Source organism: Dinoroseobacter sp. S375 (assembly GCF_049800775.1).
Lineage (GTDB): Bacteria > Pseudomonadota > Alphaproteobacteria > Rhodobacterales > Rhodobacteraceae > Dinoroseobacter.
On sequence record NZ_JBNAFR010000002.1, the window covers coordinates 252166 to 272886 of the forward strand.

28 protein-coding genes are annotated in these 20721 nt (G+C 65.2%); 16 read left to right on the forward strand and 12 right to left on the reverse strand.

Annotated features, from left to right (window positions below; genetic code table 11):
• The first annotated feature begins 72 nt into the window (after positions 1 to 72).
• The 3 genes from bchE (at position 73) to aspS (ending at position 4299) form a co-directional block, all read left to right on the forward strand.
• Positions 73 to 1728: a magnesium-protoporphyrin IX monomethyl ester anaerobic oxidative cyclase gene (gene bchE / locus ACP150_RS06090; RefSeq protein ID WP_424965671.1), complete on the forward strand. Its 1656-nt coding sequence runs from the start codon at positions 73 to 75 to the stop codon at positions 1726 to 1728.
• Positions 1728 to 2354, forward strand: a complete 627-nt coding sequence (gene bchJ / locus ACP150_RS06095; protein WP_424965672.1) for a bacteriochlorophyll 4-vinyl reductase — start codon at positions 1728 to 1730, stop codon at positions 2352 to 2354. The genes bchE and bchJ overlap by 1 nt, the downstream gene beginning before the upstream one ends.
• Positions 2355 to 2526: 172 nt before the next feature.
• On the forward strand, positions 2527 to 4299 hold the full coding sequence (aspS, locus tag ACP150_RS06100; protein WP_424965673.1) for an aspartate--tRNA ligase: 1773 nt from the start codon (positions 2527 to 2529) through the stop codon (positions 4297 to 4299).
• 39 nt (positions 4300 to 4338) lie between these two features.
• Here aspS and ACP150_RS06105 read toward each other — a convergent pair whose 3' ends face one another.
• Together ACP150_RS06105 and ACP150_RS06110 are read right to left on the reverse strand one after the other, a co-directional pair.
• Complete coding sequence (locus tag ACP150_RS06105) at positions 4339 to 4491, reverse strand: hypothetical protein (protein ID WP_424965674.1); 153 nt, start codon at positions 4489 to 4491, stop codon at positions 4339 to 4341.
• Positions 4492 to 4710: 219 nt separating this feature from the next.
• Entirely contained in the window at positions 4711 to 5415 is a 705-nt protein-coding gene (locus tag ACP150_RS06110) for a response regulator (protein ID WP_424965675.1), read from the reverse strand.
• A 130-nt stretch (positions 5416 to 5545) separates the two neighbouring features.
• Here ACP150_RS06110 and mce point away from each other — a divergent pair, with 130 nt between their 5' ends.
• The gene (gene mce / locus ACP150_RS06115; protein WP_424965676.1) at positions 5546 to 5950 is read left to right on the forward strand and encodes a methylmalonyl-CoA epimerase; all 405 of its coding nucleotides are present in this window, start codon (positions 5546 to 5548) and stop codon (positions 5948 to 5950) included.
• A gap of 4 nt (positions 5951 to 5954) precedes the next feature.
• Positions 5955 to 6242 carry a DUF1467 family protein gene (locus ACP150_RS06120; protein ID WP_424965677.1) on the forward strand — a complete coding sequence of 96 codons (288 nt, stop codon included), beginning with the start codon at positions 5955 to 5957 and terminating at the stop codon, positions 6240 to 6242.
• Positions 6243 to 6320: 78 nt separating this feature from the next.
• Here ACP150_RS06120 and ACP150_RS06125 read toward each other — a convergent pair whose 3' ends face one another.
• The 3 genes from ACP150_RS06125 to ACP150_RS06135 form a co-directional block, all read right to left on the reverse strand.
• The gene (locus tag ACP150_RS06125) at positions 6321 to 7016 is read right to left on the reverse strand and encodes an EI24 domain-containing protein (protein WP_424965678.1); all 696 of its coding nucleotides are present in this window, start codon (positions 7014 to 7016) and stop codon (positions 6321 to 6323) included.
• The gene (locus tag ACP150_RS06130) at positions 7013 to 7612 is read right to left on the reverse strand and encodes a nitroreductase family protein (RefSeq protein ID WP_424965679.1); all 600 of its coding nucleotides are present in this window, start codon (positions 7610 to 7612) and stop codon (positions 7013 to 7015) included. The genes ACP150_RS06125 and ACP150_RS06130 overlap by 4 nt, the downstream gene beginning before the upstream one ends.
• A 63-nt stretch (positions 7613 to 7675) precedes the next feature.
• Entirely contained in the window at positions 7676 to 8857 is a 1182-nt protein-coding gene (locus ACP150_RS06135; RefSeq protein WP_424965680.1) for an MFS transporter, read from the reverse strand.
• Positions 8858 to 8975: 118 nt separating this feature from the next.
• Between ACP150_RS06135 and ACP150_RS06140 the strand changes: the two genes are divergently transcribed.
• The gene (locus ACP150_RS06140) at positions 8976 to 9236 is read left to right on the forward strand and encodes a DUF167 domain-containing protein (RefSeq protein ID WP_424965681.1); all 261 of its coding nucleotides are present in this window, start codon (positions 8976 to 8978) and stop codon (positions 9234 to 9236) included.
• Positions 9237 to 9244: 8 nt separating this feature from the next.
• On the opposite strand, the gene ACP150_RS06145 is transcribed toward ACP150_RS06140, so the two are convergent.
• Together ACP150_RS06145 and ACP150_RS06150 are read right to left on the reverse strand one after the other, a co-directional pair.
• On the reverse strand, positions 9245 to 9499 hold the full coding sequence (locus tag ACP150_RS06145; RefSeq protein WP_424965682.1) for a hypothetical protein: 255 nt from the start codon (positions 9497 to 9499) through the stop codon (positions 9245 to 9247).
• 9 nt (positions 9500 to 9508) lie between these two features.
• Positions 9509 to 9937: a thiol-disulfide oxidoreductase DCC family protein gene (locus ACP150_RS06150; RefSeq protein WP_424965683.1), complete on the reverse strand. Its 429-nt coding sequence runs from the start codon at positions 9935 to 9937 to the stop codon at positions 9509 to 9511.
• A 267-nt stretch (positions 9938 to 10204) separates the two neighbouring features.
• On the opposite strand from ACP150_RS06150, the gene ACP150_RS06155 reads away from it, so the two are divergent.
• The 4 genes from ACP150_RS06155 (at position 10205) to ACP150_RS06170 (ending at position 11991) form a co-directional block, all read left to right on the forward strand.
• A complete protein-coding gene (locus tag ACP150_RS06155; protein ID WP_424965684.1) occupies positions 10205 to 10927 on the forward strand; it encodes a M48 family metalloprotease in 723 nt (240 codons plus the stop codon).
• A gap of 86 nt (positions 10928 to 11013) precedes the next feature.
• Positions 11014 to 11262: a DUF6455 family protein gene (locus ACP150_RS06160; protein WP_424965685.1), complete on the forward strand. Its 249-nt coding sequence runs from the start codon at positions 11014 to 11016 to the stop codon at positions 11260 to 11262.
• Between the two features lie 82 nt (positions 11263 to 11344).
• Positions 11345 to 11656, forward strand: coding sequence for a DUF6455 family protein (locus ACP150_RS06165; RefSeq protein ID WP_424965686.1), 312 nt, complete (start codon positions 11345 to 11347; stop codon positions 11654 to 11656).
• A 35-nt stretch (positions 11657 to 11691) separates the two neighbouring features.
• Positions 11692 to 11991 carry a hypothetical protein gene (locus tag ACP150_RS06170; protein ID WP_424965687.1) on the forward strand — a complete coding sequence of 100 codons (300 nt, stop codon included), beginning with the start codon at positions 11692 to 11694 and terminating at the stop codon, positions 11989 to 11991.
• On the opposite strand, the gene cutA is transcribed toward ACP150_RS06170, so the two are convergent.
• Together cutA and rimO are read right to left on the reverse strand one after the other, a co-directional pair.
• Positions 11988 to 12326, reverse strand: coding sequence for a divalent-cation tolerance protein CutA (cutA, locus tag ACP150_RS06175; RefSeq protein WP_424965688.1), 339 nt, complete (start codon positions 12324 to 12326; stop codon positions 11988 to 11990). The genes ACP150_RS06170 and cutA overlap by 4 nt on opposite strands.
• Before the next feature lie 71 nt (positions 12327 to 12397).
• Entirely contained in the window at positions 12398 to 13768 is a 1371-nt protein-coding gene (gene rimO / locus ACP150_RS06180; RefSeq protein ID WP_424965689.1) for a 30S ribosomal protein S12 methylthiotransferase RimO, read from the reverse strand.
• A 415-nt stretch (positions 13769 to 14183) separates the two neighbouring features.
• On the opposite strand from rimO, the gene ACP150_RS06185 reads away from it, so the two are divergent.
• Positions 14184 to 14822, forward strand: coding sequence for a VPLPA-CTERM sorting domain-containing protein (locus ACP150_RS06185; protein ID WP_424965690.1), 639 nt, complete (start codon positions 14184 to 14186; stop codon positions 14820 to 14822).
• Between the two features lie 109 nt (positions 14823 to 14931).
• Here the strand turns inward: ACP150_RS06185 and ACP150_RS06190 are convergent, their stop codons facing one another.
• Positions 14932 to 15546, reverse strand: coding sequence for a GcrA family cell cycle regulator (locus ACP150_RS06190; RefSeq protein WP_424965691.1), 615 nt, complete (start codon positions 15544 to 15546; stop codon positions 14932 to 14934).
• A 165-nt stretch (positions 15547 to 15711) separates the two neighbouring features.
• Between ACP150_RS06190 and ACP150_RS06195 the strand changes: the two genes are divergently transcribed.
• Together ACP150_RS06195 and ACP150_RS06200 are read left to right on the forward strand one after the other, a co-directional pair.
• Positions 15712 to 16515, forward strand: a complete 804-nt coding sequence (locus tag ACP150_RS06195; RefSeq protein ID WP_424965692.1) for an ABC transporter permease — start codon at positions 15712 to 15714, stop codon at positions 16513 to 16515.
• 145 nt (positions 16516 to 16660) lie between these two features.
• Positions 16661 to 16969: a hypothetical protein gene (locus ACP150_RS06200; RefSeq protein ID WP_424965693.1), complete on the forward strand. Its 309-nt coding sequence runs from the start codon at positions 16661 to 16663 to the stop codon at positions 16967 to 16969.
• On the opposite strand, the gene ACP150_RS06205 is transcribed toward ACP150_RS06200, so the two are convergent.
• Positions 16966 to 17418 carry a low molecular weight protein-tyrosine-phosphatase gene (locus tag ACP150_RS06205; protein WP_424965694.1) on the reverse strand — a complete coding sequence of 151 codons (453 nt, stop codon included), beginning with the start codon at positions 17416 to 17418 and terminating at the stop codon, positions 16966 to 16968. The genes ACP150_RS06200 and ACP150_RS06205 overlap by 4 nt on opposite strands.
• Positions 17419 to 17478: 60 nt before the next feature.
• Between ACP150_RS06205 and ACP150_RS06210 the strand changes: the two genes are divergently transcribed.
• Positions 17479 to 18189 (forward strand): NAD-dependent deacylase, encoded by a 711-nt coding sequence (locus tag ACP150_RS06210; RefSeq protein WP_424965695.1) that lies wholly within the window; start codon positions 17479 to 17481, stop codon positions 18187 to 18189.
• Positions 18190 to 18229: 40 nt separating this feature from the next.
• On the opposite strand, the gene ACP150_RS06215 is transcribed toward ACP150_RS06210, so the two are convergent.
• Positions 18230 to 18565 (reverse strand): DUF6476 family protein, encoded by a 336-nt coding sequence (locus tag ACP150_RS06215; protein ID WP_424965696.1) that lies wholly within the window; start codon positions 18563 to 18565, stop codon positions 18230 to 18232.
• Between ACP150_RS06215 and ACP150_RS06220 the strand changes: the two genes are divergently transcribed.
• Both ACP150_RS06220 and rpoH read left to right on the forward strand, forming a co-directional pair.
• The gene (locus ACP150_RS06220) at positions 18564 to 19607 is read left to right on the forward strand and encodes an RluA family pseudouridine synthase (RefSeq protein WP_424965697.1); all 1044 of its coding nucleotides are present in this window, start codon (positions 18564 to 18566) and stop codon (positions 19605 to 19607) included. The two genes, ACP150_RS06215 and ACP150_RS06220, sit on opposite strands and share 2 nt — an antisense overlap.
• Before the next feature lie 181 nt (positions 19608 to 19788).
• Positions 19789 to 20688 carry an RNA polymerase sigma factor RpoH gene (gene rpoH, locus ACP150_RS06225; protein ID WP_424965698.1) on the forward strand — a complete coding sequence of 300 codons (900 nt, stop codon included), beginning with the start codon at positions 19789 to 19791 and terminating at the stop codon, positions 20686 to 20688.
• Positions 20689 to 20721 lie beyond the last annotated feature (33 nt).

Sequence of the window (20721 nt, forward strand, 5' to 3'; positions counted from 1 at the left end):
GAGGTGTTGATGTGCGTCAAGGAAAGTTGACACAATAAATGCCACCCTACGCCAAAGGCAGCGGAGGGTCTCATGCGCATTGTGTTCGTTCATCCCAACTACCATTCCGGCGGCGCCGAGATCGCCGGCAACTGGCCCCCGGCCTGGGTGGCCTATCTCGCCGGGTCGCTCAAGGCGGCGGGCTTTGACGATATCTATTTCCTTGACGCGATGACCAATGACATGCCGGAGGAGGCCCTGCGCGCCCGTCTGGCCGAACTGCAGCCCGATATCGTGGGCACCACGGCCATCACGCCGGCGATCTACGAGGCGGAAAAGGTTCTGAAAATCGCCTCCGAGGCCTGCCCGGATGCCCTGCGCGTCCTGGGAGGGATCCATGGCACTTTCATGTATAAACAGGTCCTCTCCGAGGCTCCGGAGGTCGAGGTGATCGTCCGCGGCGAGGGCGAAGAGATCATGACCGAACTGGCCCGTTGCGTCGCTGAGGGACGCTGGCCCCAGGATCAGCGCAAGATCAAGGGGCTCGCCTTTCGCGAGGAGGACAAGATCGTCGCGACTCAGGCGGCGAGCACGGTCAAGGATCTGGATGGCATCGACCCGGACTGGTCGCTGCTGGAATGGGACAAATACATCTACGTCCCCCTCGGCGTGAAAGTCGCGATCCCGAACATGGCGCGCGGCTGTCCGTTCACCTGCTCGTTCTGCTCGCAGTGGAAGTTCTGGCGGGATTACCGCGTGCGCGACCCGCTGAAGGTGGTGGATGAGATCGAACGGCTGGTGAACGACCACGGTGTGGGCTTCTTCATCCTCGCGGATGAGGAGCCGACCATCAACCGGCGCAAATTCATCCAGTTCTGCGAGGAACTCATCGCGCGCGATCTGCCGGACCGGATCCAGTGGGGCATCAACACCCGCGTGACGGATATCATGCGGGACAAGGAGCTTTTGCCGCTCTACCGCAAAGCGGGGCTCGTCCATGTCAGCCTCGGCACCGAGGCGGCAGCCCAGCTCAAGCTCGATCAGTTCAACAAGGAGACCAAGGTCTCCGAGAACAAGGAGGCGATCCGCCTGCTGCGCGAGGCCGATATCTTCGTCGAGGCGCAGTTCATCGTCGGGCTGGACAATGAGACGCCCGAGACGCTGGAGGAAACCTACCGGATGGCTTGGGACTGGCAGCCGGATCTGGCCAATTGGGCGATGTATACCCCCTGGCCCTTCACACCGCTCTTCCAGGAACTGGGCGACAAGGTCGAGATCTTCGACTTCTCGAAATACAATTTCGTCACCCCGATCATGGCCCCGGACCAGATGACGCGCGGCGAGCTGCTGGATGGGGTGATGAAGAATTACCGCCGCTTCTACATGCAAAAGGCGCTGTTCCACTATCCCTGGCGCGGCACGGGCTATCGCCGGAAATACCTGCTCGGCTGCCTCAAGGCCTTCCTGAAGGCCGGGTTCGAGCGAAAATTCTACGACCTCGGCAAGGCCAATTACTGGGGGCCGCAATCGAAGGAGAAGGTGAATTTCAACTTCGACCGGACCCGCAAGATCGCCAAGGCCCAGACCGATGACTGGGAGGCCGCTGCGGATCGCGCCAGCCAGGCCCGGGCGCGTCGCAAGGCGCTCGACACCTCCTTCAAGCTGCCCGACCCGCCCGACGCGGACAGGGAAGGTCGCACACCGATCAAGGCCTGCGGCGGGGGAACTCAGCAAATGGAAGATGTGTGATGCCGCTCGATACCCGCCTGACTTCGGACTGGTCACCGCCGGACACCAAGGCGCGGATCGGCCCGAATGCGGTGCACCAGCTCCTCGCTGTGCTCGAGGAGGAGGGCGGGCCAAAGCTCGCGGCCCATGTGCTGGCGCTGGCGGGCTTGTTCGATCTGCCGCCGGATACGGGCATGATCGACGAACGCCCCGTGGCCCGGCTCCATCAGGCCCTGCGCCGGGACCGACCCGCGGATGCCCCGCGTCTGGCCTGGGCCGCGGGGGAGGCGACCGCGAACTACATCATAGCGCGCCGCATCCCGAGGCCGGTGGTCTGGCTGTTGAAATTGCTGCCCGCACGCCCCGCGGCGCACCTGCTACTGCGCTCGATCGCCCGACATGCCTGGACCTTCGCGGGCTCGGGCGGTTTCCGGGTCGTCTCGACCCGACCGATCATGGTCGAGATCGCGGACAACCCCATCGTGCGGGGTGAGCAGGCCCGGCACCCGATCTGTTTCTGGCACGTGGCCGTGTTCGAAACCCTGTTCCGGCGCCTCGTTGCTTCGGACTACATGGCCCGCGAGACCACCTGCTGTGCCTGCGGTGACGGGGCCTGTCGGATCATGCTGACCCGCTCGGGCACCTGACCAGCATGGCGCAACGCCCCCCATCTTAAGTCTCCAAATATCCCCGCCGGAGGCTCCCGCCCGCGCAGAAGCGCGTCCGCCGGATCCAAAGGGCGCGGCCCGTACCGCTTGACACCCAACCGCCCCTGATATGTATGGCCCCAGATCAGCCATCTGAGTTCCGGGGACCCCCATGCACGCCTTTCGTACCCATACCTGCGCCGCCCTCACCAAAGCCGATGTCGGCGCGACCGTGCGCCTGTCGGGCTGGGTCCACCGGGTGCGAGATCATGGCGGCGTGCTCTTCATCGATCTGCGCGACCATTACGGCATGACCCAGGTCCTCTGCGACCCGGACAGCCCGGTCTTTGCCGAGGTCGAAAAGGTCCGCTCCGAGTGGTGCATCCGGATCGACGGGACGGTGAAGGCACGGGACGAAAGCCTGATCAACCCCAAGATCCCCACGGGCGAGGTCGAGGTTTTCGTGCGCGATCTCGAAGTGCTGGGCACCGCCGACGAGCTGCCCCTGCCGGTCTTCGGCGATCAGGATTACCCCGAGGAGACGCGCTTGAAATACCGCTTCCTCGACCTGCGCCGCGAGAGCCTGCATGAGAACATCATCCTGCGCTCCAACGTTGTGCGCTCGATCCGCAAGCGGATGTGGGATATCGACTTCAACGAGTTCCAGACGCCGATCATCACCGCCTCCAGCCCCGAAGGCGCGCGCGACTTCCTCGTGCCCTCGCGCCTGCATCCGGGCAAGTTCTACGCCCTCCCGCAGGCCCCGCAGCAGTTCAAGCAGCTCACCATGGTCGGTGGCTTCGACAAGTATTTCCAGATCGCGCCCTGTTTCCGCGACGAGGACCCGCGCGCGGACCGCTCGCCCACGGATTTCTACCAGCTCGATCTGGAGATGAGCTTTGTCGATCAGCAGGACGTGTTCGACACGATCCAGCCGGTGATCGCGGGCCTCTTCGAAGAGTTCGGCGGCGGCCGCAAGGTGGACACGGACTGGCCGCAGATCTCTTACCGCGACAGCGCCCTGTGGTTTGGCACCGACAAGCCGGACCTGCGCAACCCGATCAAGATGCAGATCGTGTCCGAGCATTTCGCGGGCTCTGGCTTTGCGATCTTCGCCAAGCTGCTGGAACAGGACGGCACCGAGATCCGCGCGATCCCCGCCCCCACGGGCGGCTCGCGCAAGTTCTGCGACCGGATGAACAAGTTTGCTCAGGAACAGGGCCTGCCCGGTATGGGCTATATCTTCTGGCGTGATCAGGGCAACGGCATGGAAGCCGCCGGCCCTCTGGCCAAGAATATCGGCCCCGAGCGGACCGAGGCGATCCGCCAGCAGCTGGGGCTCGAGGTGGGCGATGCCGCCTTCTTCCTCGGGGGCAAGCCCGCAACCTTCGAAGGGGTCGCAGGCCGCGCCCGCACGGTGATCGGCGAGGAACTGAACCTCGTAGACAAGGACCGCTTCGCCTTTGCCTGGATCGTGGATTTCCCGATGTACGAGGCCGATGACGAGGGGCGGATCGACTTCTCGCACAACCCGTTCTCCATGCCGCAAGGCGGGATGGCGGCGCTGGATGGCGACCCGCTCGAGGTGCTCGGCTATCAGTATGATCTGGCCTGCAACGGCTATGAGCTCGTCTCCGGTGCGATCCGGAACCACAAGCTCGAGATCATGTACAAGGCCTTCGAGATCGCGGGCTATGGCAGCGATGAGGTCGAAAAGCGGTTCGGCGGTATGGTCAATGCGTTCAAGTACGGCGCGCCACCCCACGGGGGCTGCGCGGCCGGGATCGACCGGATCGTTATGCTGTTGGCCGATGAGGCCAATATCCGCGAGGTGATCATGTTCCCCATGAACCAGCGCGCCGAGGATCTGATGATGGGTGCCCCTTCCGAACCCACGGGCGAGCAGTTGCGCGACCTGTCCCTGCGGGTCATCCCGCAGGACTGATGCCGGGCGCGGGGCGCCGACAGGGGCCCCTTCGGGGGCTCAATCGGCGCCGTGCGGCACGAGGGTGCCCTGCACGTCCTCGGTGGTGCCGAGATCGGACGTGATCGACCGGATTGAGAAATCAGACGTCCCGATCAGGATCGCGGCCAGCATGGCGAGTCCCAGGATGATATTCGCCCCGACAGTGGCCATGGGCCGATCTGTCCGGGACGCTGAACGGGCGGTGTTCCAGCGTTTGGGCATCGGGGTGTTCCCTTATTGACTGCTCGAGGTCGTTGCCTTCGAGTGTTCTGCTTACCGCGGACAGCTCGAAAAGCGACCCGTGAGGCAAGGATTGGGCCGTCTCGTGACACAGGTGTGTCGCAAGTGTGACAAGTTTGCGCTGTAAGCGCTTGATTGCGAGGCAGGTTCCTAGATCGCGACGCGTGTGGCGATTCGGTCTTCGAGCATGGCGCGCACGGCGCTCAGGCTGTCCCGATCCCCTTGGGCGGCCAGCGCCTTGGCGGCTTCGGCGAGCGGAGTATCCTTGGCCGCCACGGCCAGACCATGGAGAAACTGCGCCGAATAGGCCCGCTGGATCGGGTCATCCTCATCCAGCAGCAGGTCCTGGGCATGGGCCAGATCATCCTGCAGGGCCAGCGTATCCGGGCAGATCTCGGTTTCGGTCATCGCGCGCGGGCCCTTGGGCTGCGCGTCCTTTGGCAGATGGGCCAGCACGGCGGCCTGAAATTCGGCGATGCGGGTCAGGGGCTTGGCGAGAAAGCCGTCGGCGCCCGCGGCAATCGCGCAGTCCTCGCCCGACAGCTCGCCACTGAAGCCGAGGATCGCGGGCAGGCGGGGCTGCGCCTGAGCCAGTTCCGCGATCAGGTCTTCGCCAGCGCCATCGGGCAGGCCGAGATCGACGATCGCCACGGTCGGGCAGTACATGCGCAGGTGGCGGCGGGCCGAGGCCAGACAATCGGCACGGCGCAATCGCGCGCCGGAGCGCAGGCACAAGAGGCGCATCGCCTCGGATGCGTAGCGGCTGTCTTCGACCAGCAGGATGGTCACCCCCAACAGGGGACGCGCGGCTGTCGGTCTGGGCGCAGCGGAGAGCAGGGCAGCTGTATCGTCCATTGGGTCCTCCGAATCTCTCTTCAGACTGCGTCACCTTCCCTAATGAGAGGTAAACGCGACCCTCTGCGCCTTGCTCACAAGGGGGTGACAGGCCATAACCGCGCCAAACCAGTCACAGTTGGAGCCAGTTATGATCGGTCGCCTTAACCATGTTGCCATCGCCGTCCCGGATCTTGAAGCCGCCTCGGCGCAATACGCCAACACTTTGGGCGCCAAGGTCGGCGCGCCCCAGGATGAGCCCGATCATGGGGTGACGGTGGTGTTCATCGAACTGCCGAACACCAAGATCGAGCTGCTTTACCCGCTGGGCGAGGGCTCTCCGATTGCCGGGTTCCTGGAAAAGAACCCCTCGGGCGGCATTCACCATATCTGCTACGAGGTCGACGACATCCTCGCCGCCCGCGACAAGTTGAGCGCCGAAGGCGCGCGGGTGCTGGGCACCGGCGAGCCCAAGATCGGCGCCCATGGCAAGCCTGTCCTCTTCCTGCACCCCAAGGATTTCAACGGCACCCTGGTCGAGCTCGAGCAGGTCTGACCCCATGCAAATCACCTCGGCACTCGTCCTTCTGGCCGTCATCTGGTTCATGACCCTGTTCATCGTCCTGCCGATCCGGATGAAGACTCAGGGCGATGAGGGCCGGGTCACCATGGGCACGCCTGCGGGCGCTCCGGCGCGGATCGACATGCGGCGCAAGGTCAAGATCACCTCGATCGTCGCAGTCGTGATCTGGGTCCCCTTGGTCTATGTCATCGTCGCAGGCTATATCACGGTGGATGATTTCGACCTGTTCAACCGCTTCGGCGGCGGGTTGGAGCGGCTGGAGTAAGCCAGACCTGCGGACATGCGAAAGCCTCGGCACCGCGATGGGCCGAGGCTATTTTCATGCCGGGATGATGGCAGGGGATCAGACCTCCTGCGCGGCCAGTCTGTGATAGAGATGGGTGAAGGCCGCCGCGCCGATCACCGGGATGATCAGGTTGATCAGTGGCAGAGACAGCACCATCGCCATGGGCACCCCCGCGATCCAGATCTTGAGCATATGGCGCTTGCGCATCTGTGCGGCCCCCTCGCGTCCGAGCCGCCGCATGGCTGTGACCTGAAAGTATTCCCGGCCGAGCAGGAAGCCGTTCAGCCCCCAGAAGATCAGCGGCGCGAGCGGGATGAACATCAAATAGAGCACCAGGGCGGCCATGTTCGCCACCACCAGCACCCCGAGAAACCCGAACGTGTCGCGCAGGGCCTCCGCGAAGGGCACCTTGGGCGGCTGACCCAGTCCCGGATAGTGCCGCGCCTCCACCGCGTCGGCGATATCTTCGAGAAACAGACCGGTGAAGGCCGAGGCCACGGGCACCATCAGGAAGACCGACAGGCCGAGCATGCTCAGGATGCCAAGTCCTGAGGCCAGATCGTCGAGCCATGTCACCTCGCCCACGAAGGGCAGGGTCAGGGCATCGGGGACAAGCCAGCCCAGCAGCAGCGTGAAGAGCCAGGTGATGGCCACCAGAAGCCCGACGGTCGCCCCGATCCCGATCAGCAAGACGCGCCGAAAGGCCGGATCGGGCAGCTGGGCGATGGCCTTGGAATAGATCAGCGGGATCATGCGTCCACCCACTGTGTGAGCGCGGTGATATCGGGGCGGGGCCGTTCGGGGGGCGCGACGGTTTCGGTCCCGAGATGGATGAAGCCCGCCACCCGCTCTGTCGGGGCAAGGCCCAACCCCTCGATCCCGAAGCTGGCATCATGGGCGACAAACCCGGTGAGCCAATTGGCCCCCCAGCCCGACGCCAGCGCCGCATTCACCAGCGCGAGACAGGCCGCGCCCGCCGAGAGGTCCTGTTCATAAGCCGGGATCTTGTCCGAGGCTTTGGGGGCCGCGATCACGGCGACAACGCAGCCCGCATCCGCGAAGGCGGCTTTCGCCTTGGCGATCTTCTCGGGTGCCTGTCCCAGGGCCGTGCCGCGTGTTTCCGTCAGGGCGGCCATTCGTGCAAGAGCCGCCCCCTGCAGCACCACGAAGCGCCAGGGCTCGAGCTTGCCGTGATCCGGCGTGCGTGCGGCGGCGGTCAGAAAGGTCTCGATCGTCGCCCGGTCCGGATAGGGCGCGCGCAAGGTCTTGGCGGGGCGCGAGCGGCGCGTGAGCAGGAACTCCATCACCTCGGGGCGCGGGGTCAGCGGGGGCAGGGCGGAACTGGTCATAGGGGGCTTTCTCGGTCGGATTGTCGGCGTGAATTGGGCTTGGGCTGGGACGCTGGGGCGCGCTCACTCCCTCGTTACCTCGGGGTTTTCGCGCGCCGCTTCAAGGGGGGGGCGGAGCGCGGGGGCGAGAACCGCCACCAGCAGCCCGAGCGCGAGCAGCAGCAGGAACGCGGTGGGGTAGTCGCTGCGCGCGGCGATAAAGCCGATCAGGGGCGGGCCCAGCAGAAGGCCACCATACCCGATCAGGGCGACCTGCGCGATGGCGGTCCCCGGCGCCACGCGGGTGTCCGCCGCCGCCCGGGCAAAGGCCAGCGGCATCACAAGGGCCGCGCCGCAGCCCAGCACCGCAAAGCCCGCGAGCACGGTCAGGCTTCCTGCACCGAAAACCACGAGCGTCGTGCCAAGGGCAAGGCAAATCCCCGAGAGACGTGTGGCCAGCACCGCGCCCAGCCGCGCGACAATCCAGCCACCGCTCATGCGCACGATGACCATGGTCGTCGAGAAGGCCGCGAAGCCCAAGGCTGCCAGAGCCGGGGGCGCGTCGGTGACGATCCGCAGGTAGACCGCGCTCCAATCCGCGACGGCGGCCTCGCTGAGCCCGGTCGCCCCGGCAATCAACCCCACAAGCAGAAGCGTCCCGGTCGGCAGGATCGGCCCGCGCGCAGGCTTGGCCGCAGGTTCCGCAGGGGCAGCGGGCCGCGCGCCCTCCGGCCCCCGCAGGGCGAAAGGCACCGTCGCCAGCCCGAGGACCAGCGCAACTAGCGCGAAATGCCCGAGCGGTCCCAACCCGGCGGCAACGGCCAGCGCGCCCCCCGCCGCCCCCAGCCCCGCGCCGAGGCTGAACACCGCGTGGAGCTGCGGCAGCAGCGGCTTGCCCCGCGCGCTCTCGACTTCGGCCCCCCAGGCGTTCATGGCCACATCCATTGCACCGAAACAGGCCCCGAAGATCAGCAGCGCCGCAGCCAGCGTGATCGGGTCCGGGGCCACCGCCAACAGGGGCAGGGCAAGGCAATAGGCCACGGCGAGGATCTTGCTCAGCTGCGCGGTCCCTTGCCGGTCGATCACGCGCCCGGCGGCGGGGAAGGCGAGGATCGCGCCCCCCGCCAGACAAAGCAGGAGCAGCCCCAGCGCGTCGGGGCTGAGGGCGAAGCGTTCCTTGAAGGCGGGAATCCGTGCCGCCCAGCTCCCGAAGAGGGCGCCGTTCAGCAAAAACAGGGCCAGGACGGCATGGAGGGCGGGGCGCATCGGGAAACTCCGGATTGGGCAGGCGGACTGTAGGCCGCGCGCGGCCGGCCTTGTCAATTCAGCGCATCACGCCGCTGAAACCTTGCGTCACATCCGGGGTTTCGCGCAGGCAGGGGGCATGTCCGAGCCTGATCTATCTCATCTTGCGCAACCTGGCGCGCGCCTGACGGTCAAGGCCGTGCCCCGGTCCAAGCGTGCAGGGATAGATCCCGGCACCGACCCGATCCGCGTGCGGGTGACCGCCGCGCCGGAAAAGGGGCGGGCGAACGCGGCCGTGGCGCGGCTTCTGGCCAAGGCGCTGGGGATCGCGCCGGGACGGCTCCGGCTCGTGCAGGGCCAGTCCCATCGCATCAAGGTCTTTGAAATTCAGGCGGAGTAGCGCGCAGGTCAGGCGTTCTGGCGCTTGGTCTCACTGCGCTTGAGCCGGTAGACCCCTTCGGGCAGATCCAGCGCCGCGCCAAGGTCGTTCAGCTGCGAGATCGACAGGGTGATGCGCAGGGTCTCTTCGGTCCGGGGGTCGTATTGTTCAATCGTGACGCATTCCTCGAACGCATGGACCACGACGTCTTCGGTCAGGGGCGCATTGCCCTCATCCACCAGGGTCACGATCGTCGAATCAAAGTCGTGTTCGATTGTAAACATGTCTCAACCCTACTGCCGCCCCGGTTCATTTCCAGATTTTTCTGCACCTGCATAACGATGGCGCTGGCGGTGATACAAAATTGGCGCAAGCACGTGATCATAAATCAAGCAGGCGGCCTGACGGATCCCAGGCAAGCCGACGAGCCGCGCGAGCCAGCGATACCGGGGCATGTCGGCCCACAAGACCAGAAAGGCGGGGACACCGCTGAGCAAGACGCCATCCTTGCGCAGATAGAGCCTCCGCGCCGCTTGATCCTGGGTCAGGCCCCAGGGATTGAGATCCGTCTGGTTCAAGTCCTCAAACCCAATGGCCAGATCCTTATCCTCGGAGTAGCGCTCATACTGCGTGATTTCGAACCGGCATACGGCGCATTCCTTGTTATAGAGCACCGCCGTCTCGGAAGAGGAGGGCGGGGTTTGCGGCGCGGTGTCTGGCATCTGGGGATCTCCGTTCTCCGCAGGATCTAGGTCGCATGGGCAGGGGGCCAAGGTCGCCCTGTACCGGGCAATCGGGGCTGTGTAGCGCGTCGCGATGTATCTGCGCGCGAGCGTGCAAAATCGACGAGATCTCGCAGAATTGTCGCCGAATCCCCCTATGGCCACGCCATAATGCGGGGAGGAAACCGGCAAGAGACCGCGTGTCGTGCTGGCGTTGCGCGGTGAAATGCCTATTTAGGCAGACGAGTATGCGAATGGGAGGCCAACATGGTGCGTGTCTTCGGGATCCTGACGATTTTGGCTCTGGCGGGGTGCAGCGTGGCGCCGTCCTCGTCGCGGGCGCCTGCGCCACAGGCGGTGGATGCGCCCAGTCGTCTGTCCGTGGATCAGGCCGTGGCCAATTTCGATGCGGTGATGCGCCGGGTGGAACCCGTGGCCGAAGCTCAGTGTCGCAGCCGGACCCGGAACACCAATTGCGATTTCCTGATCCAGGTGGATACGCGGCCCGGCCAACCGGTGAACGCCTTTCACACGCTTGATGATGAGGGCAATCCGCTGATCGTCTTCACCGTCGCGCTGATTGCCGAGGCGCGCAATCAGGACGAACTGGCCTTTGTCATGGGGCATGAGGCGGCCCATCACATCGCCGGGCATCTGGCCCAGACTCAGGCGAATGCGGGGCTTGGCGCGGTGGTGTTCGGGGCGCTGGCCTCTTTGGCCACATCGGGTGCCTCGGACTCGGTGCGGCAGGCCGCGGTGGAACAGGCCACCCAGGCCGGGGCCTTTGTCGGGGCGCGGACCTATAGCAAGCAAAATGAGCTTGAGGCCGATGCGCTGGGCACCGTGATCGCGGATGCGGCGGGCTATGATCCCTTGCGCGGCGCGATGTTCTTCACCCGCATTCCAGACCCGGGCGACCAGTTTCTGGGCAGTCACCCGCCCAATCAGGCCCGGATCGAGGTCGTTCGGCAGGTCGCGGCCACGCTTTAGGGCGCATCGGGGGCCAGTTTGATCTGGCTCAAGGCCCGGCGGGGCGCGAACGGTCAGACTTCGGTCAATGACAGGAGTCTGACAACATGCAAAACGACCGCGTTCTTCGCAAACATGCCAGCCTTGTGGACCGTATGGCGGACCGTGTGGGTGTTGATCTCGAGGAATCCGTGCTGCGCGGGGACATCCCGCCGGACCTGATCCCGGATCTCGTCTTGCGCTGCACCAACTGCACCAATCCGGAATCCTGCAAACGCCTTCTGGCGGCGACATCGACGCTGGAGACCGCGCCGAGCTACTGCGTGAACCGCGAGACTTTCGAGAAACTCCAGTAGCGCACCCGCCACGCCGCACCGTATCAAGGCGCGCAGACGCCCGCCCGGGATAGCCCGGGCGATCCACCATGGGGATCCGCACATGACTGCCACGCTCACACTCGCTCATTCCACCCAGGAGTCGCCCTGTCCGCAAAAGCTTGGCGATACGACCGAGCATTTCTGGCTGATCCAGCGGATGGCCAAGACCTCGGGGCTGGATCTGGCCGAGGCGATGCATCAGGGCGTGCTCGACCAGAAGGACTGGGCCGCGATGGTCACGCGCTGCCGGGGCTGCGCCTGGGCCGAGGGGTGCCACCGCTGGCTTGACATCGTGGGTCAGACATCCGACAGCGCTCCGGACACGTGCCTCAATCAGGCACGGATGGCGGAGTTGAAGAAGAAGATCGCCTGACCGAGGCGGTCTTCGGGTCACCGGGAGGATCGATCATGGCATCCAACGCGTTCCTGTATCTGGGCGGTGCGGCTCTTTTGCTGGCGGCGTGCAGCACGCAACCGATCCCCGCGCCGGACACGGAACTGCCGCTTTTTGGCGGTTATCGCAGCGCCGAGGACCCGTGCCAGCGCGTGGGCGAGACGGACGAAACCAATACTTATCTTTCTGATGCGGCGGATCTGGTCGGTTGCCCTCTGGGCAGTCCCGAAGCCGAGGCGTTTACCGCCGAGACCGGCGGCTTCGTGGTCGCGACCCTCGGGGGCTACACGCTCTTCAGCGTGCCCCAGCGCTAGGCGCTGGTCTCGCCCCGGATCCAGTCGGCCAGAGCCTCGGACATGCCCTCCTCGGTCCAGGTGATCGCGGGCAGGTCATAGGGATGGCCCTGGGTCAACAGCGCGACAAGGGCCGGGCGGTGCTGCTCCAGCGTCTTGAAGCTCAGCAATACCTCGCTGTCCTCGCAGAGCGTGCCTTGCCACCAGTAGAGGCTCGACAAGCCGGGCAGGATATTCGCGCAGGCCACCAGCCGCGCCGAGAGCGCGCGCCGCGCCAGCATGCGGGCGGTCTCTTCCTCCGGGCAAGTCACTGATAGATAAAGCGGCGTGTCGGCAGGTCTCTCGGTCTCGGGCATCTGCGCCTCCGGTCAGGGTCGGGCCACGCGCCCGGGGCACGCAGCGGGTCAGTCGGGGCCGGGACGGGGGCCTAGATCGGGCGCCCCCAGAGATCGTAGTCCGAGGCTTCCTCAACCTCGACCGTCAGGATGTCGCCGGGGCTCAGGCTCTCGAAGCCTTCATCGATGAAGAGGTTCCCGTCGATCTCGGGCGCATCCGCCTTGGTCCGGCAGGTCGCGGCCTCCGCATCCACCTCGTCCACGATCACCTCGAGCCGCTGACCGACCTTGGCGGCCAGCTTGGCTTCCGAGATCGCCTGGGCGGTTTGCATGAACCGCTCCCACCGCTCCTGCTTGACCTCGGCGGGGACGTGATCGGGCAACGCGTTGGAGCGCGCGCCCTCCACATTCTCGTATTGAAAGCAGCCGACCCGGTCGAGCTGTGCCTCGCCCAGCCAGTCGAGCAGGGTTTGGAACTCTGCCTCGGTCTCGCCGGGATAGCCGACGATGAAGGTCGAGCGCAGGGTGATGTCGGGGCAGATCTCGCGCCACGCGGCGATCTCGTCGAGGGTCCGGGCAGCGGCCGCCGGACGGGCCATCCGGCGCAGGGTATCGGGATGCGCATGCTGGAAGGGGATGTCCAGATAGGGCAGCACCAGCCCCTCGGCCATCAGCGGGATCAGGTCGCGCACATGGGGGTAGGGATAGACATAGTGCAGCCGGACCCAGGCCCCGAGCGACCCCAGATCCCGGGCGAGATCGGTGATATGGGCGCGGTGCCCGCGATCCTCCGTATGGCGGATATCCACGCCGTAGGCCGAGGTGTCCTGGCTGATCACCAGAAGCTCGCGCACCCCGGCCTCGACCAGCTTCTCGGCCTCGCGCAGCACCGCATGGGCCGGGCGGCTCGCCAGCTTGCCGCGCATATCCGGGATGATGCAGAACTTGCACTTGTGATTGCAGCCCTCCGAGATCTTCAGATAGCTGAAATGGCGCGGTGTCAGGCTCACACCCGAAGCCGGTAGCAGATCGACGAAGGGATCCGGGCTGGGCGGGACGGCCTTGTGCACGGCGTCCAGCACCTGCTCATATTGATGAGGCCCCGTGACCGCCAGAACACTGGGATGGTGCCCGGTGATGTAGTCGGGCTCCGCACCGAGACACCCCGTGACGATCACGCGGCCATTCTCGTTGAGCGCTTCGCCAATCGCCTCGAGGCTCTCGGCCTTGGCGCTGTCCAGAAAGCCGCAGGTGTTCACGATCACCGCTTCGGCCCCGTTATAGTCCGGGCTGATCGCATAGCCCTCGGCCCGCAGACGCGTCAGGATCCGCTCGCTATCCACCAGCGCCTTGGGGCAGCCGAGGCTGACCATGCCGATGGTGGGTTGGCCGGGGCGCGCCGCAGCATCGAGCCGCATGGCAGGGGCGAGGTCCGGGCGGAGGTCTGGCGGGTTCTGGGTCATGCGGGGGATATATGCCGGTCGGCTCCGGTCGGGAAGGGCTTCCGCGGGCACGGGGGGCTCAGCGAGCCGCGAAAAACCGGTTTGGGCTGCCGGGCCATGGTGGATCACCCCCCGAATTCGTGCGGGGATTCGGGCAATGCACGGAAAGAATGGGATCGAGCGAACGATTGTCTCGATCCGGTTCGATTGTCGTCCATTGCAGAAACCCTCGATGCGGCCTTGCCGGAAAAGCAGGATTAACCAATTTTATCGGCGTCGTTTCAGAGGCTTGGCTCTGGCGGGGCGCAGGGCGCCAACGCCGAACTGCCCAAGGCGGAGGCAGGTTTTGTCCGGGTAACCAACCAACGAATATTTTATTTCGATTTCTCCGCAAATCTTCATAAAGACAGCAAGTGTAGTATGAGTGGAGACAGTAATGAAATTTCTCACGACCGCGATCGTCGGTGCCGTTCTTGCGGCCTCCGGCGCCCATGCCGCCGAAATCGGCTTCGAAGAGTTCAGCGCAGGTGACGTGCTCACCGGTCTGACGGATCTCGAAGTGGATGGCGTTGGCTATGACATCACCGTTGACAGCAACGGGTCCTTCGACGTGGCGATGATCTTCGATACGCGCAACTTCTCCGGCGATGACGGTGACCTTGCGGCGCCGTTCACCGACGGGATGGGGGGCGTCAGCAACCCGGGCAACGTGCTGATCATTTCCGAAGACGGCGACAGCTCCGATCCCGATGACGAAGGCGCCGGTGGCTCGATCACCTTTGCCTTCGATTCTGCGGTAAACCTGCTGGGGTTCGAGGCCTATGACGATGTGACCTTGACCGTGTCCACGGACCAGGGCGACAGCGTGATGGTGAACGTGGCGGCGGACCGCCAGTTTGCCGAAGTGACGACGAGTTTCTTCAACGTCACCGAGATCACCTTTGACTTTGGCAACCAGTCCGGGGCCATCGACAACATCCAGGTCTCTGCCGTGCCGCTTCCGGCGCCGGCGCTGCTCCTGCTGGCCGGGATCGGTGGGCTGGGTGCCGCTGCGCGTCGCCGCAAGTCTGCCTGATCCGGACCAAAGGTGGCCCGCAAGGGCCACCGATGCCTGCAAAAGAAAAGGCGCCTCGCGGGGCGCCTTTTTTCATGTCCTGATACAGGTGCGCGTCCGCGCCGTCGTGTCAGCGACGGCGATCCCGGCGCGAGGACATAGGCTGGAACGCCACGCCCACATGGGCCTCGCAATAGGGCTTGCCCGCCTGCACCGGCAGGCCACAGAACCAGAACTCTTCCGTAGCGGGATCCCCGATCGGCCATTTGCAGGTCCGCTCGGTCAGCTCCATCAGGGTCAGCTTCTTGGCTTTCTTCTCGACCTCGCGGACCGAGGCCAGGGCCTCCGGGCTGATCTCGTTGGCCGAAGGTTGCGGCGGCAGGGGCTGCCCTGCAGGCACGATGGTCCGGCGCGGCGGCACCGGGGCGGCAGGGGCCTCGGCCGCGGCGGGTCGTGCCGCAGGTTCCGCCTTGGGGGCGGCATTGGCAGGCTCCGGCGTGGGGGCCTTGGGCGCGGGCTTGGCAGGCTTTGGTGCGGCCTCGGCCGTCTCGCGCGGCGCGGGATCCGCGGGCTTGCTCGCGGCACTGCCGCCGCCGCCATTGCGGTTCGACAGGCCCAGACGGTGCACCTTGCCGATCACCGCATTGCGCGTCACACCGCCCAGCTCTTTTGCGATTTGGCTGGCGCTTTTGCCTTCGCCCCACATCGTCTTGAGAATTTCAACGCGCTCGTCAGTCCAGGACATAGCCACCTCGGGTATGCACAAAGGACGGGGTCGGGCCGAATGACCCAACCCCGCCCCTTGGAGTTTTCCAATCTCCCTCTATTTTAGCCACCGCATCCGAGGATACAAGGACCCGCGACCTGCAACCGCAACGCGACGTTGATCCGGCGCGCAGAAAGGACCCCGATGAAGACGACACCTGATATGGGCACCCGCCGATTTGGCCGTGTGAACTGGCTTGGCGTGGCCACCCTGGCCGAACGCGAGATGCGTCGATTCATGGCCGTCTGGACCCAGACCGTCGCGGGGCCGCTGGTCACGGCGGGGCTGTTCATCCTGATCTTCAACCTGGCCATCGGCCCCCGGCGCGGCGAGGTGATGGGCGTGCCCTTCATGCATTTCCTCGCACCGGGCATCCTGATGATGACGGTGATCCAGAACGCCTTTGCCAATACCTCCAGCTCGATCATGGTCGCCAAGGTGCAGGGCAATATCGTCGACACGCTGATGCCCCCCCTCTCGGCGGCAGAGCTCGTGGCGGGCTACATCATCGGCGGCATCGGACGCGGGCTGCTCGTGGGCGTGGTGATCCTGCTGGCCATGGTGCTGATGCTGGGGATCAGCGTGGCGCACCCGCTCTGGGTGCTGGTCTTCGTGCTGCTCGGGGCAACGGTGCTGGGCGGGCTCGGGATGATCGCGGCGATCTATGCGAACAAATTCGACCAGATGGCCGCCATCACCAATTTCGTGATCACACCGCTCAGCTTCCTGTCGGGGACGTTCTATTCGCTGGAGGCGCTGCCACCCGTGATGCAGACCCTCAGCCATATCAACCCGATGTTCTACATGATCGATGGGGTGCGCTACGGTGTGCTCGGCGTGTCGGACAGCTCGCCCTGGCTTGGTCTTGCGGTCTGCGCCAGCGTCGCGGTTGCGATCCTGCTGACCTGCTGGGCCTTTTTCCGGTCGGGCTACCGGTTGAAACCGTGATCGCCAGACCGATTGAGATTTCCTGCAAATCAAGCTAATCTTAAGCTTCCGGGAGGTATCAGAACCCCAAGGTCGGCTCCCGGTGCGAGGCAGAGCAACATAATGGCAGGTGAGCAGAATGCGCACGGCACTACTTGGACTATGCATGACTTTGGCTCTGGGCAGCGTGACAGGTGTCACCGCACTGTCCCTGAGCAGCACAGCGGCACAGGCAGGCTCGATTGAGCGGGCATGCCTGTCGTCAGGACGACGCGCGGCCAATGGCGCGCTCTGCGGCTGTATTCAGAACATCGCGAATATGACGCTGAGCGGTTCGGACCAGCGCAAGGCGGCAAAGTTCTTTGCCGAACCTCACCGCGCGCAGGAGATCCGGCAGTCGGACCGCACCTCGGATGAGAAGTTCTGGGATCGCTACCGCGAATTCGGCTCGGTCGCGCAGAACGCCTGCGGCTAAGCCAGACGCGCCAGCAATCCGCGCGACGCCTCCGAGAGCATGTCGAACACGGCCGCGAAGTTGTCTTCATAATAGGGATCGGGCACCTCGCCCGGCCCCGGTCCGCGGCACTCGCTGAGAAACAAGGCGACCGGTGTCCCGTTCCCGGCTGGGCGCAGGGCCTCGAGCTTGGCGATATTGCTGCGATCCATCCCATAGATCAGGTCGAACCGGGTGAAATCCTCCGGCGTGACCTGCCGCGCCCGCAGTCCGGTCAGATCGATGCCGCGACGGCGGGCCTCGGCCACCGCACGCCCGTCGGGCGGACCGCCCACATGCCAGTTCGAGGTCCCGGCACTGTCGCAGGTGACATCGGCGCCAGCCTCTTCGGCCAGATGGCGAAACACCCCCTCCGCCGTCGGAGAGCGACAGATATTGCCAAGACAGACGAAGAGGATGGAAACACTCATGGACAATCGCGCGCCGCGCCCTTTTGCTGGTTCGCAGTCAGGGTAGCGAAGGGGGCGGCCATGCCCAAGCGGATTGTCATTCTCAGCGGCGCAGGGCTGTCGGCCGAGAGCGGGCTCGGCACATTCCGCGACACGGATGGGCTTTGGACCCAGTATGATCTGAGCGAGGTCGCCACCCCCGAGGGCTTCGCAGCGGACCCCGCCAAGGTGCATGGCTTCTACAACGCGCGGCGGGCCAACTGCCTTGAGGCCCTGCCGAACGCCGCGCATCACGCGCTCGCCGCGTTGCAGGCGCGGGCAGGTCTGGAGGTGACGCTCGTCACCCAGAATGTCGATGACCTGCTGGAGAGGGCGGGCGCGCACGATGTGATCCACATGCATGGGCAGCTCACCCGGGCGCTTTGTGCGGGATGCGGGCATCGCTGGGACGCGCCCCGCACCATGGCGCCCGAGGATCCGTGCCCGGCGTGCAACCGCTCGGCCACGCGCCCGGATATCGTCTGGTTCGGCGAGATCCCCTATCACATGGACGCCATCGAGGATGCCCTGTTCCGCGCCGATCTCTTCGTCTCCATCGGCACCAGCGGGGAGGTCTACCCCGCCGCGGGATTGGTACAGGAGGCGCGCGTTGCCGGCATCCCCACACTCGAGCTCAATCTCGAGCCTTCATCTGGCAGCGCGCTCTTCTCGGATGCGCGGTATGGCCCTGCCACGGATATCGTCCCGGCCTGGGTCGCAGAGCTCTCGGGCGCCGACCGCGCCCCGTCTTAAGTCTTCAAATATCCTCGCCGAAGGCAGCGCGCCCTGCGCGCTAATCCGCGGCGGCGCCTGTGATCGCGATCCGCTGCCGCAACGCGCCGTCGCCACTGTCAAAGATCAGGATCTCATCTCCGGCCACCACTGCGGTCCATCCCCGGCCAAAGGTCACTGCCTCGGCCTCGATCCCGTCGGGCAGGGCGATCTCGCTGGGCAAAACAGGTCCGGAGGGTGCCTTCAGGCGGATGACAAGCAGGGTGATAACCGTTACCACCCCGGCAATCATCACGACCGTCAACACGGTCACCAACCGCCGCAGGAACCGCAGATTGGCCGGTTCCGGCAGGTCCGGGCCGGGTTCGGCCCTCAGATTGGACGGGTCATCGCGCATGTCAGGCACCTTTGAGGCCAGCGAGGAAATCACGGTAGAGGTCCGGGCCGACCCGCCGCCCAGACTTGATAAGGCGCTCGCGCGGGATGTGCCAGAGGGGCTCGGCCTGTCGCGCTCGCGCCTCGTCAAGCTGATCGAAGCGGGCGATGTGCGTCGCGGGGCCGAGGTGCTGACCAGCCCCAAGACGCGGGTCGCGGCGGGGGATCTGCTGACCCTGCGGCTGGGCGCGCCGGAGGAGGTCGCAATTTTGCCCGAAGCGATCCCGCTGGAGGTGGTTCACGAAGATGCCGAACTCATCGTTGTGAACAAACCGGCGGGCATGGTCGTTCACCCGGCCCCGGGCAGCCCGTCGGGGACGCTGGTCAACGCCCTGCTGCACCATTGCGGCGAAAGCCTGTCGGGGATTGGCGGCGAGCGGCGCCCGGGCATCGTGCACCGGATCGACAAGGAGACCTCGGGCCTGCTCGTCGTGGCGAAATCCGACCGCGCCCATCAGGGGCTCGCGGCGCAATTCGCGGCCCATAGCGTGGACCGGATCTATGACGCGCTGGTCTATGGTTTGCCCGAGGCTTCGGATCCGCGCCTGCGCGGTCTGTCCATGGTGCGGTTCGAGCCCGGCGGGGTAATGTGCCTGCGCGCAGCCATTGCGCGGCACCGCACAGATCGCCAGAAACAGGCGGTCGTGGCCGAGGGGCAGGGCCGTCACGCGGTCACCAGAGCCCGGGTCGAGACCCGGTTTGGCAGCCCCGCGGGCGCGGCCCATCTGGCCTGCTGGCTGGAAACCGGACGCACCCATCAGATCCGCGTGCATCTCTCCCATATCGGCCACAGCCTGATCGGAGATCCGGTTTACGGAGGCCGTAAGAAGCTGTCTGCAAAGAGTTTTCCAAAGGCCGCGCTGGATGCTGCCGGCCAATTCCCGCGTCAGGCGCTACACGCGCGCACGCTTGGTTTCACCCATCCCGTCACGGGCGAAGCGCTGTCCTTCGCGGCTCCGATGCCGTCGGATATGGCTGATCTCGTCCACGCGCTCAGCCTCTGACCGGCGATTGTTACAAGGCTGCACAACCCGGTGACATCCGGTTTCACAGGCTCGCCCTCGCCCTGCCGCCGGGTCATATTGCGTCTCGACACCAAGGCGTGCCCCTTGAATAATGTTCACGCCGTTAACATATCATCCGGTAGACGGGCATTACCCGCGCTGAGACGACACGGAGGCGACCATGGCATCATATACCAATCTTCCAGCCCCATCCCCGGAGCAGGGCCTGAACCGTTATTTGCAGGAAATCCGCAAATTCCCCATGCTGGAGCCCGAGCAGGAATACATGCTCGCCAAGCGCTGGGTGGATCACGAGGACACCGATGCGGCGCATCAGATGGTGACCTCGCATCTGCGTCTCGCAGCCAAGATCGCCATGGGCTATCGCGGCTACGGGTTGCCCCAGGCCGAGGTGATCTCCGAAGCGAATGTCGGCCTGATGCAGGCGGTCAAGCGGTTCGATCCCGAAAAGGGGTTCCGCCTTGCGACCTATGCGATGTGGTGGATCCGTGCCTCGATCCAGGAATACATCTTGCGGTCTTGGTCGCTGGTAAAGCTCGGCACGACCTCGGCCCAGAAAAAGCTCTTCTTCAACCTGCGCAAGGCCAAAAACCGGATCGGCGCGCTGGAGGATGGTGATCTGCGCCCGGAAAACGTGGCCCGCATCGCCAATGACCTCAACGTGACCGAGGACGAGGTGATCTCGATGAACCGGCGTCTGTCGGGGGGTGATGCCTCGCTGAACGCGATGATCGGCTCCGATGGCGAGGGCGCGACCGAGTGGCAGGACTGGCTCGAGGATGAGGATGCGGATCAGGCCGGAGATCTGGCCGAGAAGAACGAGCTGACCGTCCGCCGGGAACTGCTGGCCGAGGCGATGGAAGTTCTCAATGATCGTGAGAAGGACATCCTGATGAAGCGGCGGCTGGAGGACAAACCCTTCACCCTCGAAGAGCTCTCCGAGGTCTATTCGGTCAGCCGCGAGCGGATCCGCCAGATCGAGGTGCGCGCCTTCGAAAAGCTGCAGAAGGCCATGCGCGATCTCGCCCGTGACAAGGGTCTGATGGCGGGCGCCGACTGAGCCTTTCCCTCTTGCCGCGCCCCGGTTTAGGGT

Excerpts from the sequence above, each read along its gene's own strand:
- ACP150_RS06215 (WP_424965696.1), bottom strand. The coding sequence starts at position 18,565 with ATGCGCGATGACCCGTCCAATCTGAGGGCCGAACCCGGCCCGGACCTG.
- aspS (WP_424965673.1), top strand. The coding sequence starts at position 2,527 with ATGCACGCCTTTCGTACCCATACCTGCGCCGCCCTCACCAAAGCCGAT.
- ACP150_RS06150 (WP_424965683.1), bottom strand. The coding sequence starts at position 9,937 with ATGCCAGACACCGCGCCGCAAACCCCGCCCTCCTCTTCCGAGACGGCG.
- ACP150_RS06130 (WP_424965679.1), bottom strand. The coding sequence starts at position 7,612 with ATGACCAGTTCCGCCCTGCCCCCGCTGACCCCGCGCCCCGAGGTGATG.
- ACP150_RS06140 (WP_424965681.1), top strand. The coding sequence starts at position 8,976 with ATGTCCGAGCCTGATCTATCTCATCTTGCGCAACCTGGCGCGCGCCTG.
- ACP150_RS06205 (WP_424965694.1), bottom strand. The coding sequence starts at position 17,418 with ATGAGTGTTTCCATCCTCTTCGTCTGTCTTGGCAATATCTGTCGCTCT.
- rpoH (WP_424965698.1), top strand. The coding sequence starts at position 19,789 with ATGGCATCATATACCAATCTTCCAGCCCCATCCCCGGAGCAGGGCCTG.
- ACP150_RS06190 (WP_424965691.1), bottom strand. The coding sequence starts at position 15,546 with ATGTCCTGGACTGACGAGCGCGTTGAAATTCTCAAGACGATGTGGGGC.
- ACP150_RS06145 (WP_424965682.1), bottom strand. The coding sequence starts at position 9,499 with ATGTTTACAATCGAACACGACTTTGATTCGACGATCGTGACCCTGGTG.
- ACP150_RS06165 (WP_424965686.1), top strand. The coding sequence starts at position 11,345 with ATGACTGCCACGCTCACACTCGCTCATTCCACCCAGGAGTCGCCCTGT.
- ACP150_RS06185 (WP_424965690.1), top strand. The coding sequence starts at position 14,184 with ATGAAATTTCTCACGACCGCGATCGTCGGTGCCGTTCTTGCGGCCTCC.
- ACP150_RS06155 (WP_424965684.1), top strand. The coding sequence starts at position 10,205 with ATGGTGCGTGTCTTCGGGATCCTGACGATTTTGGCTCTGGCGGGGTGC.
- ACP150_RS06125 (WP_424965678.1), bottom strand. The coding sequence starts at position 7,016 with ATGATCCCGCTGATCTATTCCAAGGCCATCGCCCAGCTGCCCGATCCG.
- ACP150_RS06160 (WP_424965685.1), top strand. The coding sequence starts at position 11,014 with ATGCAAAACGACCGCGTTCTTCGCAAACATGCCAGCCTTGTGGACCGT.
- ACP150_RS06120 (WP_424965677.1), top strand. The coding sequence starts at position 5,955 with ATGCAAATCACCTCGGCACTCGTCCTTCTGGCCGTCATCTGGTTCATG.
- ACP150_RS06170 (WP_424965687.1), top strand. The coding sequence starts at position 11,692 with ATGGCATCCAACGCGTTCCTGTATCTGGGCGGTGCGGCTCTTTTGCTG.
- ACP150_RS06200 (WP_424965693.1), top strand. The coding sequence starts at position 16,661 with ATGACTTTGGCTCTGGGCAGCGTGACAGGTGTCACCGCACTGTCCCTG.
- ACP150_RS06105 (WP_424965674.1), bottom strand. The coding sequence starts at position 4,491 with ATGGCCACTGTCGGGGCGAATATCATCCTGGGACTCGCCATGCTGGCC.
- rimO (WP_424965689.1), bottom strand. The coding sequence starts at position 13,768 with ATGACCCAGAACCCGCCAGACCTCCGCCCGGACCTCGCCCCTGCCATG.
- ACP150_RS06110 (WP_424965675.1), bottom strand. The coding sequence starts at position 5,415 with ATGGACGATACAGCTGCCCTGCTCTCCGCTGCGCCCAGACCGACAGCC.
- ACP150_RS06135 (WP_424965680.1), bottom strand. The coding sequence starts at position 8,857 with ATGCGCCCCGCCCTCCATGCCGTCCTGGCCCTGTTTTTGCTGAACGGC.
- cutA (WP_424965688.1), bottom strand. The coding sequence starts at position 12,326 with ATGCCCGAGACCGAGAGACCTGCCGACACGCCGCTTTATCTATCAGTG.
- mce (WP_424965676.1), top strand. The coding sequence starts at position 5,546 with ATGATCGGTCGCCTTAACCATGTTGCCATCGCCGTCCCGGATCTTGAA.
- ACP150_RS06210 (WP_424965695.1), top strand. The coding sequence starts at position 17,479 with ATGCCCAAGCGGATTGTCATTCTCAGCGGCGCAGGGCTGTCGGCCGAG.
- bchJ (WP_424965672.1), top strand. The coding sequence starts at position 1,728 with ATGCCGCTCGATACCCGCCTGACTTCGGACTGGTCACCGCCGGACACC.
- ACP150_RS06220 (WP_424965697.1), top strand. The coding sequence starts at position 18,564 with ATGTCAGGCACCTTTGAGGCCAGCGAGGAAATCACGGTAGAGGTCCGG.
- ACP150_RS06195 (WP_424965692.1), top strand. The coding sequence starts at position 15,712 with ATGAAGACGACACCTGATATGGGCACCCGCCGATTTGGCCGTGTGAAC.
- bchE (WP_424965671.1), top strand. The coding sequence starts at position 73 with ATGCGCATTGTGTTCGTTCATCCCAACTACCATTCCGGCGGCGCCGAG.